Here is a 17896-nt window from a genome sequence, read left to right as displayed (position 1 = left end):
GTCACTTTGAACCTTAATAACACATATAGAATGAAATTAAACATAGCCCTTTTAGCCGGCGACGGAATCGGACCAGAAGTAATAAATGAAGCTGTAAAAGTATCTGATGCTGTTGCAAAAAAATTCGGACATGAAATTACATGGAAACCGGCTTTAACTGGAGCAGCTGCAATTGATGCAGTTGGAGAACCTTATCCAGATGCAACACACGAAATTTGTAAAAATGCTGATGCGGTTCTTTTTGGAGCAATCGGCCACCCAAAATACGATAACGATCCTTCTGCACCAGTACGCCCAGAGCAAGGTTTATTAAAAATGCGTAAAGCTTTAGGTTTGTTCGCAAACGTAAGACCAACTTTTACATTCCCATCTTTATTAGATAAATCGCCGCTAAAAAGAGAAAGAATTGAAGGAACTGATTTAGTTTTCTTAAGAGAATTAACTGGAGGTATTTACTTTGGTGAAAAAGGAAGAAAAGACAACGGAGACACAGCTTACGACAACTGTGTTTACACAAGAGCCGAAGTACAGCGTTTAGCTAAAAAAGGTTTCGAATTAGCAATGACTCGTTCCAAAAAATTATGCTGCGTTGATAAAGCAAACGTTTTGGAAACTTCACGTTTATGGAGAGAAACGGTTCAGGCAATGGAAAAAGATTATCCAGAGGTTGAAGTCAGCTACGAATTTGTTGATGCGGTTGCAATGCGTTTGGTTCAATGGCCAAATTCTTATGACGTATTAATTACTGAAAACTTATTTGGAGATATCTTAACTGACGAAGCTTCTGTAATTTCTGGTTCAATGGGATTAATGCCTTCTGCTTCTATGGGAGCTGAAGTATCTTTATTCGAACCTATTCACGGATCTTATCCACAAGCTACAGGATTAAACATAGCAAACCCAATGGCTACTATTTTATCTGCTGCTATGATGTTCGAAAACTTCGGATTAATGGAAGAAGGGAAAGCAATGAGAGATGCTGTAAACAAGGCTTTAGAAGCTGGAGTAGTTACTGAAGATTTAGCTAACGGAGGTAAAGCATACGGCACTAAAGAAGTTGGTGACTGGTTAGCTGCGAATGTATAATTAGTTATTTTTGTTTGCTTCGCCCGTTCGGCTAAAGCCTCGGGTCAAGTTTAAGGTTTACCATTACAACAACCTGAAACTTAAAACCTGAAATAAAAACAACATAAAAAAAGGGATCAACTTTCGTTGATCCCTTTTATATTTTAGAAAAAAAACATTAATATTCTCTTCTGTTTCCGCGATCTCCGCCACGGTTGTTTCCGTAACCACCACGATCGTTTCCTCCGCGGTTGTTATTAAAACTTCTTCTTTCGCCTTCTGGTTTTGGCTCAGATTTATTTACAACGATTGTACGACCTGAAACAACAGCACCGTTCAATTCGTCGATAGCTTTCTGAGCTTCGCTATCATTTGGCATTTCAACAAAACCAAAGCCTTTACTTCTTCCAGTAAATTTATCAGTAATAATTTTAACAGAGTCAACTGTTCCATAAGCCTCAAAAGACTCTCTTAAATCTGCTTCCTCAATACTGAATGGAAGGCTTCCAACGAAAATATTCATAGATACTTTTTTATAATAACGACAAATGTAGTCTTATTTTTCTGTAATCTACTATATATTAGTTTATTTAAGTTTTTATTTAGATTTAAAAGCACTGATCAGTAAAATAAAGGGGCTGATAAAAAATTATAAATGAAGAACATAATCGTTCTCTTGAATTGGAACTTTATAAAAAACCCCTTCTGTAAAATTAATATTAGGATTTTCTATATCTGTTTCATCATTATTTAGTGCAGTAAATTTAAATGTCCCTGATATTGTATTATTGACTGCATTGTAGTCTGTAATTGTTATCTGTCCGTTACCAATATTAGTTCCGGTAGAAAATGAAGCCGCTTCAGAAGGAAGTGTATTTTCGTAAACAGCTTTAGAAACATCATTAACACCCAGGGCAAAAGTTTGTTTTTCTTTAGAAGCTGCCTGCAAAGCAACCTTTTCATATCCTAAAGAACCTTCAATTATAATGGCTCCCTGCATGCCTGCATAAGCTTTATAAGTTTGAGCCCTCCAAAAAACATTATTTTTTAAAGTTTGAAAAGCTGGATTATTAAATTTTACATCTTCTGTACAAGACCCCAAAACAAATAGAAGCGATAAAAAATAAAAGATTTTTTTCATAAAAGAAATTTGACACAAAAATATTGCATAAAAACATAGGGTGCTAAAAAATAAAAGTCAAAAAAATGCTAAAAAATGCTTCTCAAATATATTTAATGACTTTAAAACGAATTTTTGACAAAAAAATTATATCTTTGCGCCCTTAATTAACGGAGGTCGAGTACCTCAAAATTTAATCACTAGATTATGTCAGTAAAAATTAGATTACAAAGACACGGTAAAAAAGGAAAACCTTTTTACTGGGTAGTAGCTGCAGATGCACGCTCAAAAAGAGATGGTAAATACTTAGAAAAAATCGGTACTTACAATCCAAACACAAACCCAGCAACTGTTGAGTTAAACCTTGACAGCGCAGTTAAATGGTTACACAATGGTGCTCAGCCAACTGATACTGCAAGAGCTATCCTTTCTTATAAAGGTGCTTTATTGAAACACCACCTTGATGGAGGAGTTCGTAAAGGAGCTTTAACTCAAGAACAAGCTGATGCTAAATTAACTGCATGGTTAGAAGCTAAAGCTGGAAAAGTTGATGCTAAAAAAGATGGTTTATCAAAAGCACAAGCTGATGCTAAAGCTAAAGCTTTAAAAGCTGAAAAAGAAGTTAACGATAAGCGTATCGCTGCTGCTGCAAAAGCTGAAGCTGATGCTATCGCTGCTGCATCTGCAACTGAAGAAGCTGCGACTGAAGAAGTTGCTGAAGCTGCTGAAGAAGCACCTGCTGCTGAAGAGAATAACGAAACAACTGAAGCATAATTTTACTTAGCGATAATGCGTAAAGAAGAATGTTTTTATTTAGGTAAAATCGCTAAAAAATTTAGTTTCAAGGGTGAAGTTCTGATCTATTTAGATACAGACGAACCTGAGTTATACGAAAACCTGGAATCAGTGTTTGTTGAGCACAACAAACACTTGGTTCCTTTTTTTATTGAAACAAGTTCTTTACACAAAGGTGATTTTTTAAGAGTTCGCTTTGAAGATGTAAATACTGAAGAAGATGCCGACGCTATTGTTGGTAATTCTATCTATCTTCCTCTAACTATGCTGCCGAAACTTACCGGCAACAAATTTTATTTCCACGAAGTTATTGGTTTTGAAATCGAAGACAAACGTTTAGGTGTTTTCGGAAAAATAACTTCTATTAATGATTCTTCTGCTCAGCCTCTTTTTGAAGTTTTAAACGGCGAAGTAGAAATCTTAGTTCCAATGATCGATCATTTTCTTGTAAAAATCGATCGTGAAAACAAAAAAGTAATCATGGACCTTCCTGTAGGTCTTGTTGAGATGTACCTTTAATTTAGTGTTCAGTCTCAGTTTTAAGTGTTCAGTTTCTTATCTGAATTCAAAATCTTAATAATAAATTAGAATTTACTATGTTTCAGTTTAAGCAATTTTCTGTTAAACAAGACAAAACCGCTATGAAAGTTGGCACAGATGGTGTTTTGCTTGGTTCTTGGGCTCCTGTTTTTCATAATCCTTTCAGCATTTTAGATATTGGTGCAGGAACTGGAATAATCGCTTTAATGCTGGCACAAAGAACTCACGCAGAACAAATTGATGCTCTGGAAATTGACGAAGATGCTTATGAACAAGCTGTAGAAAATTTTGAAGCTTCTCCGTGGGGTGATAGATTATTTTGTTTTCATGCTGGTTTGGATGAATTTATAGAAGAACCTGAAGACGAATATGATTTGATTGTTTCGAATCCGCCTTTTTATGCCGAAGATTACAAAACGAATGATGAACAACGCGATTTAGCAAGATTTCAGGATGCAATGCCTTTTGAAGAGATTGTTGAAGCTGCTGATTTACTGCTTTCTGAAAACGGAATTTTAGCTGTCATTATTCCTTTTAAAGAAGAAGCAAAATTTACTGCTTTGGCTAAAGATTTTGAATTGTATCCAATAAAAATTACACGCGTCAAAGGCACTCCAAAATCAGAAATTAAACGCAGTTTATTAGCTTTCAGCCGAAACGAAGTTTCTGAAATTGAAATTGACGAATTAGTTATCGAAATTGACAGACATATTTATACACCAGAATATATTGACCTGACTAAAGAATTTTATTTAAAAATGTAAATTCTTAATCCGATTTTGTCTGAGATATTTATTCTGCAGTTTGAGGCTCTTTTTTTTGAATGAAATCTTTTAACTTTTCCCAGTTATCAAGAATTTTTGAATACAGCAATTTGAAAAAACTGTTTTTATTTATCCCTTTTATGTTAAAGTAAAAAACATCAGGAATTGGATAAACTGCTTTTTTATTTTCGCATTTTACTTTATACTCAATCATATCATAGAACATGCATTCGAATTGGTTTTTAAATAGTATTAAACCATTCTGCCATTTTATTTCATCTGAAACGCCTTGTGCTATTATATGATCAAAAAAGACTTTAAAATTACCCTCAAGCTCTCCTTTTACAGCTAAATACGTCATACTCTGAATACTATCCGGATAATCCAGAATAGAATTACCTAAAGCTAAGTCATTAAACAAAAAGCTGCATTCATCAAAAGAAAAATATTCTTCGTTTGTAAAAACATGTTTGTAATCTCTGCTTTGCATAAAAAGCGTATTCAATTTCTCTATATTTCGATACAAACAAAATGTCCCTGTTATAAAATCTACACGGCTATTTAAAATATCAAAATCTGCCAATAGTTCATTAGTCATAAATCCTCTAATGTCCCCGTAAACCATATCAATATCTCCGTGGCCCCAAAAATCATAAGAACCAAGAATTTCAGGAAATAAAAATCTGTAAGCAGGTTTAAAATCACATAATTTATACGGCTTATTTATAACGACTTCAAATCCCAGCTTTTGTGAGGCATTAATTTTAAAATCTTCTAGTGTTTTATATATAACTTTAATATTATCCGGTTTTTCAGGTATTACATTCGTATTGTCTGTAACGATAATAAAATCAATCGAAGGATTGTATTTACAGGATTTTACGAAATAAGGAAAGTACCACGGATAATCTCCATACCAACAGGTCATTATTGCAATTGAAGGCAAATCTTTCATATATAAAATATTTTATTTTGAAATTCTAAACCTGCTCAAAAATACTTTTAAACTGATATAAAATTCTTTCTATTAATCGAAGATCTTCTGTTACAATTTCTGCACTTCCTTTCATTTCCTGCTGAAAAGTAATTTGTCTATTGTATGATGTTTTTAAACCGTTTGGAAGAGCTACATCTATAAGAAGATTTCCATCTTTATCCGGAACCAGAGAAATATTTTGAATTTTTCCTTTTAAAACACCAAATTCCTTATCAGGAAAATTAGCCAGACGTATATTAACCCTCTGCCCTATTTTTATTTTTCCTGAGTTTAATGCAGGCGCTTTTACTTTTCCTATAAAACCATTTTTAGCATCGGGAATAATCGAAAAAACATTATCTCCGGAATTTATAGTTTGGTTTTCTGTCCAGATCTGCAAAAAGGTGACTTTTCCGCTGATTGAAGATTTTAAAGCATAAGCCAGTTCCCAGTCTTTTATAACTTTTTTAAGCTGAAAAAAGGACTGTGCCATATTCCTTCCTAAGTTAACTTCCTCTTTAGTGCTGTTTATATGCGAATTCTGACTTGATTTTGTATTATCAATAAGTGAGGACTTTAATTGGGAAATAGACGACAAAAGCCCTCTATAACTCTTTTGCGCCTGAAGAAAACCTAATTTCTTTGCTTCCATTTCCTGAGCCGAAATAATTCCTTTGTTGAACAAAACTTCAAAACGGGCAATCTCGTTTTTCTGAAGCTGTAATTCGCTTTCATTAATTACTTTTTGCTGTTCTAAAATTTCCAGCCTTTCTTTGATTTGAATTTTCTCTGAAACCTGAGCTCTGTTTTCTATAGCAAAAGGCTGCAGATCATGATTCAATTGCTGCGCCTGGTAATCTTTCTGAAAAACAGCATAAGCACTTTCTATTTCGCCTAACTGCGTGTTTTTTAACTTCGAAAACGGAAATTGGGCTTGCGGATCGTTAATATTGTAACTGTCGGTTATACTTTTCAGCAAAAAAACATCTTTATAATTTGCTGTATTTTCTATAACTGCAAGTGTTTTATTTTTAGACACTATTGCTTTATTTTTCACCAAAATTGCTTCAATTCTTCCAGATGATTTTGATACGATTTTCTCTGGCGGAATATTGGTTGTAATTATAATTTCAGTATTTACAACATCGGGATATTTAATAAACCATGAAACAAAAAAGAGTATGACAATAATCGCAAAAATCATAACTGTTCCCCAGCGTATCATCCAATGAGGCACTTTGGTGAGAATGTCCTGAACTTCTTCACTTCTTAATTCAAACGTATCGTTATTTTCTGCCATAATTAATTTCCTAACTGTAACTGATTTTTAACCAATTCAAAGTAATTTCCTTTTTGCTCTACTAAAGCGGTATGATTTCCTATTTCGATAATTTTCCCTTTGTCTAAAACCACAATCTGATCTGCATTTATCACTGTGCTTAGTCGGTGTGCAATTACGATTACGGTTTTATTTTTAAAGAAAATATCAAGTTTCTGCATAATTTCTTTTTCATTGTTTGCATCAAGAGCCGAAGTTGCTTCATCAAAAAATAAAATTTCAGGATTTTTATATACTGCTCTGGCAATTAACAAACGTTGTTTTTGTCCGGTGCTCATTCCTAATCCTTCTGCTCCAATTTTGGTATTATATCCTAATGGAAGTTCGCTGATATATTGTTTGATATTCGCTACATCCGATGCATAAACCAATCGTTCTTTGTCAACTTTATCTACTCCAAAAGCAATATTATTAGCAATCGTGTCGCTAAAAATAAATCCTTCCTGCATTACAGATCCAATAGAAGAACGCCAGGCCTTTTGTGAAATATTTTTAAGCTGAGAATTTCCAATAATAATCTCTCCTTTTTCGGGTTCATAAAACTTAAGAAGCAGTTTCATGAGTGTTGTTTTTCCGCTGCCGCTTACACCTACGATTGCCGTGACTTTATTGGCCGGAATTTGTAAACTCAAATTATCTAAAACAGGAATATCTGAACCTAAATACCTATAAGAGACATTTTTTAATTCAATATCTGAATCATACGGAACATCATGTGACTGATGTTCTTCTTGTTGTGTTTCATCTTCCTTTTCATGAATTTCAGACAATCTGGCCAATGAAATTTTAGCGTCCTGAAGTTCTCTCACAAACTGAATAAGCTGGGTAATTGGGCCATTTAAGCTCCCTACAATTGAATTAATGGCAAGCATCATCCCTAATGTTATTGAACCATCGATTACTAGTTTTGCAGACAAAAACGTAATAAAAATATTCTTCAACTCATTAATTACTGATGAGCCAATGGTTTGTGACTGTTCTAAAACCAATCCTTTTATCGAAACTCTAAAAAGTCTTGCCTGAACATATTCCCAGCCCCAGCGTTTTTGTTTTTCGGCATTATGAAGCTTTATTTCCTGCATTCCGTTAATAAGCTCCATAACTTTTCCCTGCTCATTAGAAACTTCTGCAAAACGTTTATAATCTAAAGTTTCTCTGCGTTTCAAGAACAATGTAATCCATCCAAAGTAAAGGAGGCTTCCGGCAAAAAACACTAAAAATATTTTGAGATTGAAATAAGCCAGCACAGCTCCCATCACAAACATATTAATAACCGAGAACAAAACATTTAAAGAGGACGTGGTTAGTATTTTTTCGATTCTGTGATGATCATTTATTCGCTGCATGATATCACCTGTCATTCTTACATCAAAGAAAGAAATAGGCAGATTCATTAATTTGATAAAGAAATCTGAAATTAATGAAATGTTGATACGTGTTGAAAGATGGAGCAGAATCCAGCTTCTTATAAGCTCTAAACCGGTTCTTCCTGCGAAAAGGAACAACTGGGCAAAAAGAATCAGATAAATAAAATGAATATTTTGATTTTGGATTCCAACATCAACAATACTTTGGGTTAAAAACGGAAATATCAGCTGTAATAAACTGCTCGCCAATAACCCGATACTTAACTGAAAAAGATATGATTTATAACGAAGTACATATTGCGATAATATGCCAAAACCAAATCCTTTGTTATCTTCTTTATCAAAATCGGTCTGATAAAATTTTGGTGTAGCTTCAATTAATAAAGCAACTCCTTCCTGAGTAAAATCGTCTGCATTGTTTCCTATCCAGAATTTTAAAAAATCTTGCTTATTATATTCAATTAAACCAAAAGCAGGGTCAGAAATATAATAAATACCTTTTTTGATTTTATAAAGTACAACGTAATGGTTTTTATTCCAATGCAGAATACAAGGCAGAGGAGCTTCTTCTAATCTTTCTAAATTTAATTTTACACCCAGAGTCCTAAAACCAACTTTCTCTGCAGCATCACTTAAAAAAAGCAAATTGCTTCCTTCACGAGTTGTTTCGCTGTTGTCTCGCAACTCCTGAATACTGATTGTTTTGCCGTAATGTTTGGCAATAATTTTTAAACATGTCGGGCCGCAATCTTTAAAATCTGCCTGCTTGTAATTTGTGAATTTTTTCAATTCTGTTATTTGGGTTTGTTTATAGCAATATTATACAAAAATTCTTAAAAAAATAAAAAATAGGCTTAAATTATATCAATTCAACTTTGTTATAATTAAATGTTTTAGTTTTTGTCAAACCTTTTGTTTTATACACTTTTTAGTATTTCAGGTTTATAAAAAGAAAAAAGCCTTGTTAAGTAAATAACAAAGCTTTCAACTATTATTTAATAATTTTTTTTAAGATTCTAATGGGCAGTTTTCTTCAATAACTGTGGCACAAGTTTCTCCTTCACCAGGATGTATTACACCAGCAAAAATTCCAGTTCCCGGACAATAACATGCTTCGATACCAGGTCCTCCGCCAATTATATTTTTTCTCTCATTAACGCTTAAAACTTCAACTCCTGCAAGGTTTTTTAATTTTTTCATAATTTGATTTTGTTTGATGTTAATATTTAAGAACGTGCATTAAATTAGTAGAAATTCATTTATAGTATTTTTACTACCCTTTTGTTTTGAGAAAAAAAAAGAGAGAAATTTAATCCTCTCTTATATTCAATATATTTTAGTAATACCAATTTCTCTAGGAGATGGCACTTGATCAGCCCTAACCAAATAAAACCGATCCAAGTGACCAATTATCCTGAGAATCCCGACACCAATCATCAATGTTGGGATAAATTGCTCAATGTTCCACGATCGAGCGCCTACAAATTAAAAAAAACATGACTAAATTTTAAAAAGGCTTTATTGTATATTACTTTAAATAATTTTCAAATTAAACTAGCAGCAAAGACGATTCGTATCGCAGATGCCTGCTTCTGTATTAACCGGACAAACTCCTCCGGCTGGTATTAACACACATCCTGCTTCTATTGCATAAATCCAACATTCAGGAATTCCTCCTTTTATGTTTTTTTGCTCGCTCTTGCTAATATGCTGTGCGTGTTCTAGATTTAAAATCTCTTTTATCATAATTATTATAATTCTTCTTGATCTCTTTAAATTAACTCGATCAAAATCTGTATATTAACGCAAGTTTTAATTTGCATTAGCATAGGTTAACTCTGGATAATATTCTGTACAATCTTCATATAGCATAGAGTTCCACGAATCACATTTTGATGTTATTTCTTTGACATTACTGCTAAGAATTGTTTTTTGTTCACTCGCACTTATTTCTTGTGATCCTTCTAGATTTAAAATATTTTTTAACATAACCATTGTTTTTAATTTTGGGGTATTCCTTTTTCTGAAATACTTACTTTAAATTATGTAAGTATTAGGCCGTCTTTTCTAGAACTGTTGTTTCTTTTTCTTCAACAAAATCATTCAAGAAATATTTCAATTCACTTAACTCATATTCATTTGGAAATAATTTTTCATTTACAATTTTTACTGGTGTGTATTAAAATCATTTTTAGAGCACCATTCGTATTGTTTATTTATTTCCTGATTAATCATAATGCTGACAGAATCAATTGACCATTTTTTAAGCCATTTTTTCAAACTCATTTTTTTAATATGCCAATCTGAAATTGCTTCAACAGTTTTTCCCGGAGTTGATCTGTTTATTATTAACAGACGCTCAACAACTGCTTTATAAGGATTATCTGCATTTTCTGGATTAATATTAAATAAAACGCTTAAAAATATTTTGTCAGGAAATTTTAAAACCAAATCAAAAGCTTCCTGAAATGTTTTATGACAATGTTCACAGCTTGGACTTATAATTATTGACAGTTTAACTACTGCGTTTCTGTTTCCAAAATTTAATCCTCTTAAATCTTCAAACCCATTCGTAACTGGTACTTTTTTAGATAAGAAGTTAAGTAATGAGTAATTTCTTTTAAATTTTTTAAGCTCTTTTAATGAGTATTCATTTTCTAATACATTTTTTGCCACAGATTTTATTACATACCATATTGGCACAAGAAGCACTAATGAAAATAAAAATGGAAACATCGTATTGAAACTAAAACTTAGTGTAAATAAGTCTGATGAAAACCATATTAAACTTTGGGTAAAAATCAAAAACGAAACCATTAAACACATAACACACCATTTTTGAAGTTCAAATTTTTGAATCCATATTGAAGACACAATAATAGGTATCGCCAATAAACTCAAAAACCCAACAAAAACAGAAGAACTTAATGGCTGAACTAGAACTGAAATAAAACTTGCTCCAAAAAACAACAGCGGCAAATCAGAGAAACTAACCCATTTGTTTTCATAATTCTCATTAAAATTAATTACTGAGTTACATGAAGAATTAGTGCTTAGACTGCAAAATTTTAAAATTATGCTGTTTTTAAAACCAAGTTTTTCCTGAGCAATTAAAATGCTCACAACTAACCCTAAAGAAGATGTTAGTAAAAATGTAAAACTAAAAAAGTCAAAAGAGTTATAGAAAAAAGATAAACCTCCTAAAAGTAAAAATGGAACAAGGTATTTTAACCAGCTCAATTCTACCTTTAAATTTTCTCTCGCTACAACATTGTTTGGTTCAATAGCAACAATAACACCATTCCAGTCTAAAAGAAACTTTTCGTATGATATTTTTTGCGAACCTTTTTTAATTGTATTAATTCGAACAAAATCTTTTGCTCTTTCTACCAATATCAATTCATCCTTAAAATAAGCAAGAAAGTTTGACGGTAAATCTACAATTTGTTCTTTTGGAACTCTTATTGCAGCATTCTCAATTGACAACAAATCTAACGAATCTGTTATCGCAAATAGACTTGGAAAATTTGGATGAGAAAGAAATAAATCTTTGAACTCATTTTTCACTTCCGAGTATCTATTTATTTGAAGAAATTTTTGAATAAGTTTTAACATTTTTGGGACTGTTTTAAATCGTATTTCCAGTACAAATATTGTTGTTTTTATTCAAAATATGATGCTCAACACAGACATTTTATTAATTATACTACATACAATTTATAAATTATAGTAGTTTGTATTAGTAATTTAATTTATTGATTTTCAGTTTTTTACATTTAAAAAAAAATCTCAAAAACCTCAAAAACCCAATTCTCGATCAAAGACTTCTCATTTTATTTAGTTTTGACATATCAGTAACCTTAACACATAAAAAGATGGGAAATATGAAATTAAAATTTGAGGATTTTGAATCAGAAAAATTATCAAAAAACGAGAAAAAAATGATTCGAGGAGGTGAGGAACCAGGACCTGATAAAGACCCTATTAGAACTGGAGGAGGTACAGTTGGATAAGAAAATAAATCAATTAAAATTTTAAACTCATACAAACAATTTAAAATATTAAATCATGACAAGTAAAAAATTAAATATAGAAAATTTTAAAGCTGAAAAAATAGATAGAAACCAACAGAAAGCAATTCGTGGAGGCGATGACCCGGTAACTCCTCCAATTGATGGTAACAAAGATCCTATTAAAGGAGGCGGAGGAACACTTGGATAAAAATAAAAACTTAAATATTATTCGCAAATTGAGCTGGAGAAACTCCAGTTCTTTTGCGAAATGATTTAGCAAACGACACAGCATTTTTAAAACCTACACTTTCTGCTATAGCCTGTGTTGAATATTTGCGATACATATGATTCGTAATCATTTCATTGATTACATAATTAATCTTAAGCTCATTAGAGTATTCACCAAAAGATTTGCCAAATCGTTTATTTACAACGTATGACAAATAAGTTGTATTGGTTTTGATTTTTTTGGCCACATAAGGCAGGGTGAAATCGGCATTTAAGTACTCTAATTTACTTTCCAGAGCTAATAACTTTTCGACAATTTTATTCTCTTTTGCTTCATCAATACTTAAAGCGACATTCTCTTTCTTAAGACTAATCTCTTCTAAATCCGGAACTTGCTCCATTTCTTCGATTTCAGAAGCTTCGGCAATACTTTTTTTCTCAAGATTTGCTTTAAACTCTTCAATCAAGGCATTCATTTTTTTATGTGCCTTATTTTTGTCTATTATATTTTTAATAAGCAAAAATACAATCCCTACTACCAGCAGTACATAAAATACCTTTAATGCCTTATTTAACAAAACATCATTTTCGTATTTCTTTTGAATGGTAACCATTTCGTCACTCAAATCGTCGGTACCAAGTTTATAATTTACTTCTAAAGCTTCATTATTTAATTTTGCTTCAGATTTTTCATAATTATCTAAGTATATCTTTGAATGCTTAAAGGCTTCCTGAGGTTCTTTATATATATTGTATATTTTGGCCTGATAGTAATTTGATTTTAAAAAACTTTCGTCTCTTAAATTATCTATTTCTGAAATCGAATCTACTTTCTTAAAAAATACAAGTGCTTTATCATATTTTTTGGTTTCATAATATAAATTCCCCAAATTGTAATTGGCAATCTTATATTCTCTTTTTAGATTATTTTGTTTGGCATAAAAAACAATATTATAATACGTCTTTTCGGCATTCTTATAATCATTTTTCATATAGTAAACATTCCCCAGGCTAATTTTTGCCTTAATATTATTTATGGGTAAGTTTTGAGAATACGAAACCGTCTTTTTATAAAAATATGCTGCAGAATCCAGCAGATACATTGGAGACTGGTTTTTCATATACCAGCCTTCATAAGATGCGGCTAAAGTTAAATTATTACTGCTTTTAACTGTATTAAACTGCTGTTTGGTAAAATAGCTTTCATTATTATCAATAAAAGTATTTAACTGTTTTAAATTTTTAATAGCTAATTGATAATTTCCTATGGCCTCGTTTATAAAAGCAATATTGCTTTTAAATTTTACAATTTGAATAATGTCTCCAATGTTAGTAGAGATCTTCATTCCTGTTTGATAATTTTCAAGGGCTTTACTATAGTTTCCTCTTGCCCCTTCTATTAATCCTCCATAATTATACAAATAAGCTTTGAGCTGATCTTTATCTTTTGAGTCCGGCATTTTCTCTAAGTATTTAAATGCCTGATCGTATTTTTCTTTAGATTTTGCGGTATTATCTTTTAACTGAAGTAAATAAGCTTGTGCGACATTTGCAAAAGCTAAGTGTTTATAATTACCGGATTTTGCCATTTCATTAGCATATACTGCAGCACTATCTCTGTTTGCATTCAAATTTAATCGAATCTTATCCTGCAAGAGTAAATATTCTTGTTCTGTTAATTCTTTAGTTTGTTGAGAAAAAGAGACGTTCACAACAAAAAAAAGTAAAAAAGAAATGATTAGCCTCATTCAATATATGTTTTTTTGGAATCTCAAAATTAGTTTATATATTATCAATAAACTAAAATTAATTCACCTTATTTGTGATTATTTTCTAACTGAGATATAAAAATATAACAATAATGCTTTGTTTTGTTATATTTTTATTGCGTAAATTTGTTTTGCAAAAAACTATCAAAAATGAAACCAGACTTATTTCAAGCTCCAGATTATTATAACCTTGACGATTTATTAACAGATGAACATAAATTAGTCCGCGAATCTGCACGTGCATGGGTTAAAAGAGAAGTTTCTCCTATCATAGAAGAATATGCTCAAAAAGCAGAATTTCCAAAACAAATTATAAAAGGTCTTGGAGAAATAGGCGGTTTCGGCCCTTATATTCCGGTAGAATATGGAGGTGCAGGTTTAGACCAGATTTCTTATGGATTGATTATGCAGGAAATCGAAAGAGGCGACTCAGGTGTAAGATCTACTTCATCTGTACAATCGTCTTTAGTAATGTATCCTATTTGGAAATACGGAAACGAAGAACAACGTATGAAATATTTACCAAAATTAGCCACTGGTGAATATATAGGATGTTTTGGTTTAACAGAACCCGATCACGGCTCTGATCCCGGAAGTATGATTACCAATTTTAAAGATATGGGAGATCATTATCTTTTAAATGGCGCTAAAATGTGGATTTCAAACGCTCCATTTGCAGATATTGCTGTAGTTTGGGCAAAAAATGAAGAAGGACGAATTCACGGTTTAATCGTAGAACGCGGTATGGAAGGTTTTACAACTCCAGAAACTCACAATAAATGGTCGCTTCGTGCTTCTGCAACCGGAGAATTAATTTTTGATAATGTAAAAGTTCCAAAAGAAAACTTTTTACCAAATAAATCAGGATTAGGCGCCCCGCTTGGCTGTTTAGATTCAGCAAGATACGGAATTGCATGGGGAGCAATTGGTGCTGCAATGGATTGTTATGACACGGCTTTGCGTTATGCTAAAGAAAGAATTCAGTTTGGAAAACCAATTGGAGGAACTCAGCTGCAACAGAAAAAATTAGCCGAAATGATTACAGAAATCACAAAAGCACAATTATTAACCTGGCGTTTAGGTGTTTTAAGAAACGAAGGAAAAGCAACAACGGCTCAAATTTCGATGGCAAAACGTAATAATGTTAACATGGCAATTGAAATTGCCCGCGAAGCCAGACAAATGTTAGGCGGAATGGGAATTACCGGAGAATACTCTATTATGCGCCACATGATGAACCTTGAAAGTGTAATAACTTATGAAGGAACTCATGACATTCATTTGTTGATTACCGGAATGGATGTAACTGGAATTCCAGCATTTAAATCATAAACATCTATTAAATTATATATAAAAACAATTTAAAAAGCTTCTTCTAACCGAGAAGCTTTTTATCTTTGCACCAAAATTTACATAAATGAATATTGAAACTATAAACAATAGCATTCAACCTCAAAAAGAACAGCTTTTAAAACACTCATTATACAACAAAATCCAAACCATTGATGATTTACACAGTTTTGTACAAAATCACGTTTTTGCCGTTTGGGATTTTATGTCTCTTTTAAAAGCACTACAAGCCAAACTTACCTGCACAACAACTCCTTGGTTTGCTACTAAAAACCCGGAAACAAGATATTTAATCAATGAAATTGTTCTTGCCGAAGAAACAGATTTGAGCATCGACGGAAGAAGACAAAGTCATTATGAAATGTATCTTGAAGCAATGGAAGACTGTGGTGCAGACACAACAGAAATCAACAAGTTTTTAGACTCTGTAAATTCTCTTCACAATATTTTTGTTGCCATCAAGCAAAGTTCACTTCATCCTGAAATTAAAGCTTTTTTAGACTTTACTTTTAGAGTGATTGAAGAAGGAAAACCGCATCAAATCGCAGCAGCTTTTACTTTTGGAAGAGAAGATTTAATTCCGAGTATGTTTTCTGAAATCCTGAAAAACTTTCAAAAAAACCTTCCGGATACTGATTTAAGCAAATTGGTTTACTATTTCGACCGACACATTGAATTAGATGCTGACGAACACGGACCAATGGCCATGCAGATGATTACAGATTTATGTGAAAATGATGCACAAAAATGGAAAGAAGTAGAAGAAGTTTCGATCTTGGCTTTAGAAAAAAGAATCGGGCTTTGGAATGCCATTGAAGAAGAAATTATAATGAAAACAGAAATGGTTTAAAAAACCAAAACAATACATTTAACGTAACTATTTGTTTAAACAAGCCAAAATTTAAACAAATTATGAAGCCTCAATTTAAACAAATAGTTACTGTTATTCTTTCCATATTCTTATTAAGCTGCAGTACTGACGAATCAAAGCCAGAAATTGCCGTAACTCCGCCAGTTGTTCTGCCGCCGGTAATACCAAATCCAGATAATTCTATTTCAAAATCTGTTAATTATCTCGCTTTAGGCGACAGTTATACTATTGGACAAAGTGTTTGCGAAACCTGCCGATTTCCGGAACAGCTCAAAACCAGTTTAAAAGCACTCTATCCCCAAACCAGTTTTTCTTTAAAAATAATTGCCACTACAGGCTGGACAACCTCTAACTTAATTTCGGCCATAAAAGAGCAGAATCCGGATTCAAATTATGATCTGGTAACACTTTTAATAGGCGTAAACAATCAATATAGAGGGCGGGATTTTTCAGTATATGAAAAAGAATTCCCTGAATTAGTCACCAAAGCAATTACTTTAGCCAAAGGCGATAAAAAAAATGTTGTCGTAGTTTCTATTCCTGATTATGCCTACACTTCTTTTGGAATGATGTATGGAACTGAAAATCAAAAGAAAATTTCAGAAGAAATAGACAAGTACAATGCTTTTGCTCAAAACTACTGTATAAACAAAGAAATAGCATTTGTTTCGATTACTGATATTTCACGTCAGGGACTTACAAATAAAAATCTGGTTGCTTCAGATGGTCTTCATCCTTCAGAAACTGCTTATAAAATGTTTGTAGAACGTATGATGCCAAAGGTAAAAACAGCGTTGCAGGATTAAACGATTTTCAGAAAAAATATAGCTAATTTTGCTAAAGCAGATTATCTTGAAAATCGATTAAATTCATGCAAGTTTCACCTTCAAAAGAGTTATCACATTATATTAAGCATTATCTGTTTTTAGATAATACCGAAACGGCTGTACAAAAATTTCGTCTGTTTTCTGATGGCAATACCGGACTAGTATTTTCGGTAAAAAGCAAACTCATTTCCGGAATTAATAAATATGAAATAAAAGAATATCTGCCTGCGTCATTTTTATACGGACAGCTTAATGGTTTTAAAGATCTTTATTCTGAAAATGAAATAGCGCTGATTATTGTAGTTTTTCAACCCAACGGAATTCACCAATTATTAGGAATCCCTGCCCAAGAATTTCACGATTCTATTATTCCCGTTGAAGATGTATTTGATAAAAAAATTACGGTGCTGCAGGAAAGGCTGTTTGACCAAAATAATCAAATACGAGCAGAACTGCTTAATTCTTTTTTTAGCTCCTTAATCGCCTCAAAAACAACCTCAAATCAATTTTTAGTAGATCATTCCTTAAGCTTCATAATCAAAAACAAAGGGCAATTCTCTATAAAACAATTAGTTGAGTATACAGGGTACACAGAAAGGCATCTGGAAAGAAAATTTAAAGAATGCATTGGACTGAATCCGAAGAAATTTGGAAACGTTGTGAGACTGCATCATTTCCTGAAATTATTAAAAGACAAACCAGAAGACACTAATCTAACAACAATTTGCTACGACGCCGGATTTTCAGACCAATCGCATTTAATAAAAGATTTTAAAAAACATACCGGAATAACTCCGACTGAATATGTACACAGCACTGGCAAATTAACCAATAATCTTATCAAAAGGTTTTCTGTTTCGTGATTTTAAAAT

19 protein-coding genes are annotated in these 17896 nt (G+C 32.2%); 10 read left to right on the top strand and 9 right to left on the bottom strand.

What is annotated here, in order from left to right:
• Window positions 1-30: 30 nt before the first annotated feature.
• Window positions 31-1086: a 3-isopropylmalate dehydrogenase gene (gene leuB / locus FJOH_RS06775; protein WP_008466229.1), complete on the top strand. Its 1056-nt coding sequence runs from the start codon at window positions 31-33 to the stop codon at window positions 1084-1086.
• Window positions 1087-1243: 157 nt separating this feature from the next.
• Here the strand turns inward: leuB and FJOH_RS06770 are convergent, their stop codons facing one another.
• Both FJOH_RS06770 and FJOH_RS06765 read right to left on the bottom strand, forming a co-directional pair.
• The gene (locus FJOH_RS06770) at window positions 1244-1588 is read right to left on the bottom strand and encodes an RNA recognition motif domain-containing protein (RefSeq protein ID WP_012023384.1); all 345 of its coding nucleotides are present in this window, start codon (window positions 1586-1588) and stop codon (window positions 1244-1246) included.
• Window positions 1589-1714: 126 nt separating this feature from the next.
• Window positions 1715-2206, bottom strand: a complete 492-nt coding sequence (locus tag FJOH_RS06765) for a DUF6252 family protein (protein WP_012023383.1) — start codon at window positions 2204-2206, stop codon at window positions 1715-1717.
• 186 nt (window positions 2207-2392) lie between these two features.
• Here FJOH_RS06765 and FJOH_RS06760 point away from each other — a divergent pair, with 186 nt between their 5' ends.
• The 3 genes from FJOH_RS06760 (at window position 2393) to FJOH_RS06750 (ending at window position 4284) form a co-directional block, all read left to right on the top strand.
• Window positions 2393-2959 (top strand): 30S ribosomal protein S16, encoded by a 567-nt coding sequence (locus FJOH_RS06760; protein WP_012023382.1) that lies wholly within the window; start codon window positions 2393-2395, stop codon window positions 2957-2959.
• A gap of 15 nt (window positions 2960-2974) precedes the next feature.
• Window positions 2975-3499 carry a ribosome maturation factor RimM gene (rimM, locus tag FJOH_RS06755; protein WP_012023381.1) on the top strand — a complete coding sequence of 175 codons (525 nt, stop codon included), beginning with the start codon at window positions 2975-2977 and terminating at the stop codon, window positions 3497-3499.
• Window positions 3500-3576: 77 nt separating this feature from the next.
• Complete coding sequence (locus FJOH_RS06750; protein ID WP_012023380.1) at window positions 3577-4284, top strand: tRNA1(Val) (adenine(37)-N6)-methyltransferase; 708 nt, start codon at window positions 3577-3579, stop codon at window positions 4282-4284.
• Between the two features lie 28 nt (window positions 4285-4312).
• Here the strand turns inward: FJOH_RS06750 and FJOH_RS06745 are convergent, their stop codons facing one another.
• From FJOH_RS06745 to FJOH_RS06715, 6 genes are all read right to left on the bottom strand, one after another.
• Window positions 4313-5239 (bottom strand): DUF6625 family protein, encoded by a 927-nt coding sequence (locus FJOH_RS06745; protein ID WP_012023379.1) that lies wholly within the window; start codon window positions 5237-5239, stop codon window positions 4313-4315.
• Between the two features lie 25 nt (window positions 5240-5264).
• Window positions 5265-6560: an HlyD family secretion protein gene (locus FJOH_RS06740; RefSeq protein WP_012023378.1), complete on the bottom strand. Its 1296-nt coding sequence runs from the start codon at window positions 6558-6560 to the stop codon at window positions 5265-5267.
• Window positions 6561-6562: 2 nt separating this feature from the next.
• The gene (locus FJOH_RS06735) at window positions 6563-8755 is read right to left on the bottom strand and encodes a peptidase domain-containing ABC transporter (RefSeq protein ID WP_012023377.1); all 2193 of its coding nucleotides are present in this window, start codon (window positions 8753-8755) and stop codon (window positions 6563-6565) included.
• A gap of 219 nt (window positions 8756-8974) precedes the next feature.
• Entirely contained in the window at window positions 8975-9166 is a 192-nt protein-coding gene (locus tag FJOH_RS06730) for a hypothetical protein (protein ID WP_012023376.1), read from the bottom strand.
• A gap of 612 nt (window positions 9167-9778) precedes the next feature.
• Window positions 9779-9955, bottom strand: coding sequence for a hypothetical protein (locus tag FJOH_RS26935; RefSeq protein ID WP_159436628.1), 177 nt, complete (start codon window positions 9953-9955; stop codon window positions 9779-9781).
• 177 nt (window positions 9956-10132) lie between these two features.
• The gene (locus tag FJOH_RS06715) at window positions 10133-11581 is read right to left on the bottom strand and encodes a vitamin K epoxide reductase family protein (RefSeq protein WP_012023375.1); all 1449 of its coding nucleotides are present in this window, start codon (window positions 11579-11581) and stop codon (window positions 10133-10135) included.
• A 260-nt stretch (window positions 11582-11841) separates the two neighbouring features.
• Here FJOH_RS06715 and FJOH_RS26720 point away from each other — a divergent pair, with 260 nt between their 5' ends.
• Both FJOH_RS26720 and FJOH_RS26715 read left to right on the top strand, forming a co-directional pair.
• A complete protein-coding gene (locus tag FJOH_RS26720; RefSeq protein WP_012023374.1) occupies window positions 11842-11979 on the top strand; it encodes a hypothetical protein in 138 nt (45 codons plus the stop codon).
• A 55-nt stretch (window positions 11980-12034) separates the two neighbouring features.
• Window positions 12035-12187, top strand: coding sequence for a hypothetical protein (locus FJOH_RS26715; protein ID WP_012023373.1), 153 nt, complete (start codon window positions 12035-12037; stop codon window positions 12185-12187).
• Window positions 12188-12197: 10 nt separating this feature from the next.
• Here FJOH_RS26715 and FJOH_RS06710 read toward each other — a convergent pair whose 3' ends face one another.
• Window positions 12198-13955: a helix-turn-helix domain-containing protein gene (locus FJOH_RS06710; RefSeq protein WP_012023372.1), complete on the bottom strand. Its 1758-nt coding sequence runs from the start codon at window positions 13953-13955 to the stop codon at window positions 12198-12200.
• A gap of 171 nt (window positions 13956-14126) precedes the next feature.
• Here FJOH_RS06710 and FJOH_RS06705 point away from each other — a divergent pair, with 171 nt between their 5' ends.
• The 4 genes from FJOH_RS06705 (at window position 14127) to FJOH_RS06690 (ending at window position 17887) form a co-directional block, all read left to right on the top strand.
• Window positions 14127-15308, top strand: coding sequence for an acyl-CoA dehydrogenase family protein (locus FJOH_RS06705; RefSeq protein WP_012023371.1), 1182 nt, complete (start codon window positions 14127-14129; stop codon window positions 15306-15308).
• Between the two features lie 85 nt (window positions 15309-15393).
• Entirely contained in the window at window positions 15394-16176 is a 783-nt protein-coding gene (locus tag FJOH_RS06700; protein WP_012023370.1) for a DUF3050 domain-containing protein, read from the top strand.
• A 62-nt stretch (window positions 16177-16238) separates the two neighbouring features.
• Window positions 16239-17003, top strand: a complete 765-nt coding sequence (locus tag FJOH_RS06695; RefSeq protein WP_012023369.1) for an SGNH/GDSL hydrolase family protein — start codon at window positions 16239-16241, stop codon at window positions 17001-17003.
• Between the two features lie 65 nt (window positions 17004-17068).
• Entirely contained in the window at window positions 17069-17887 is an 819-nt protein-coding gene (locus tag FJOH_RS06690; RefSeq protein WP_012023368.1) for an AraC family transcriptional regulator, read from the top strand.
• Window positions 17888-17896 lie beyond the last annotated feature (9 nt).

This window comes from Flavobacterium johnsoniae UW101 (genome assembly GCF_000016645.1).
In the GTDB taxonomy this organism is placed as follows: domain Bacteria; phylum Bacteroidota; class Bacteroidia; order Flavobacteriales; family Flavobacteriaceae; genus Flavobacterium; species Flavobacterium johnsoniae.
Note: the sequence above shows the minus strand (reverse complement) of the source record. Positions and strands in the feature narration are given on the sequence as shown.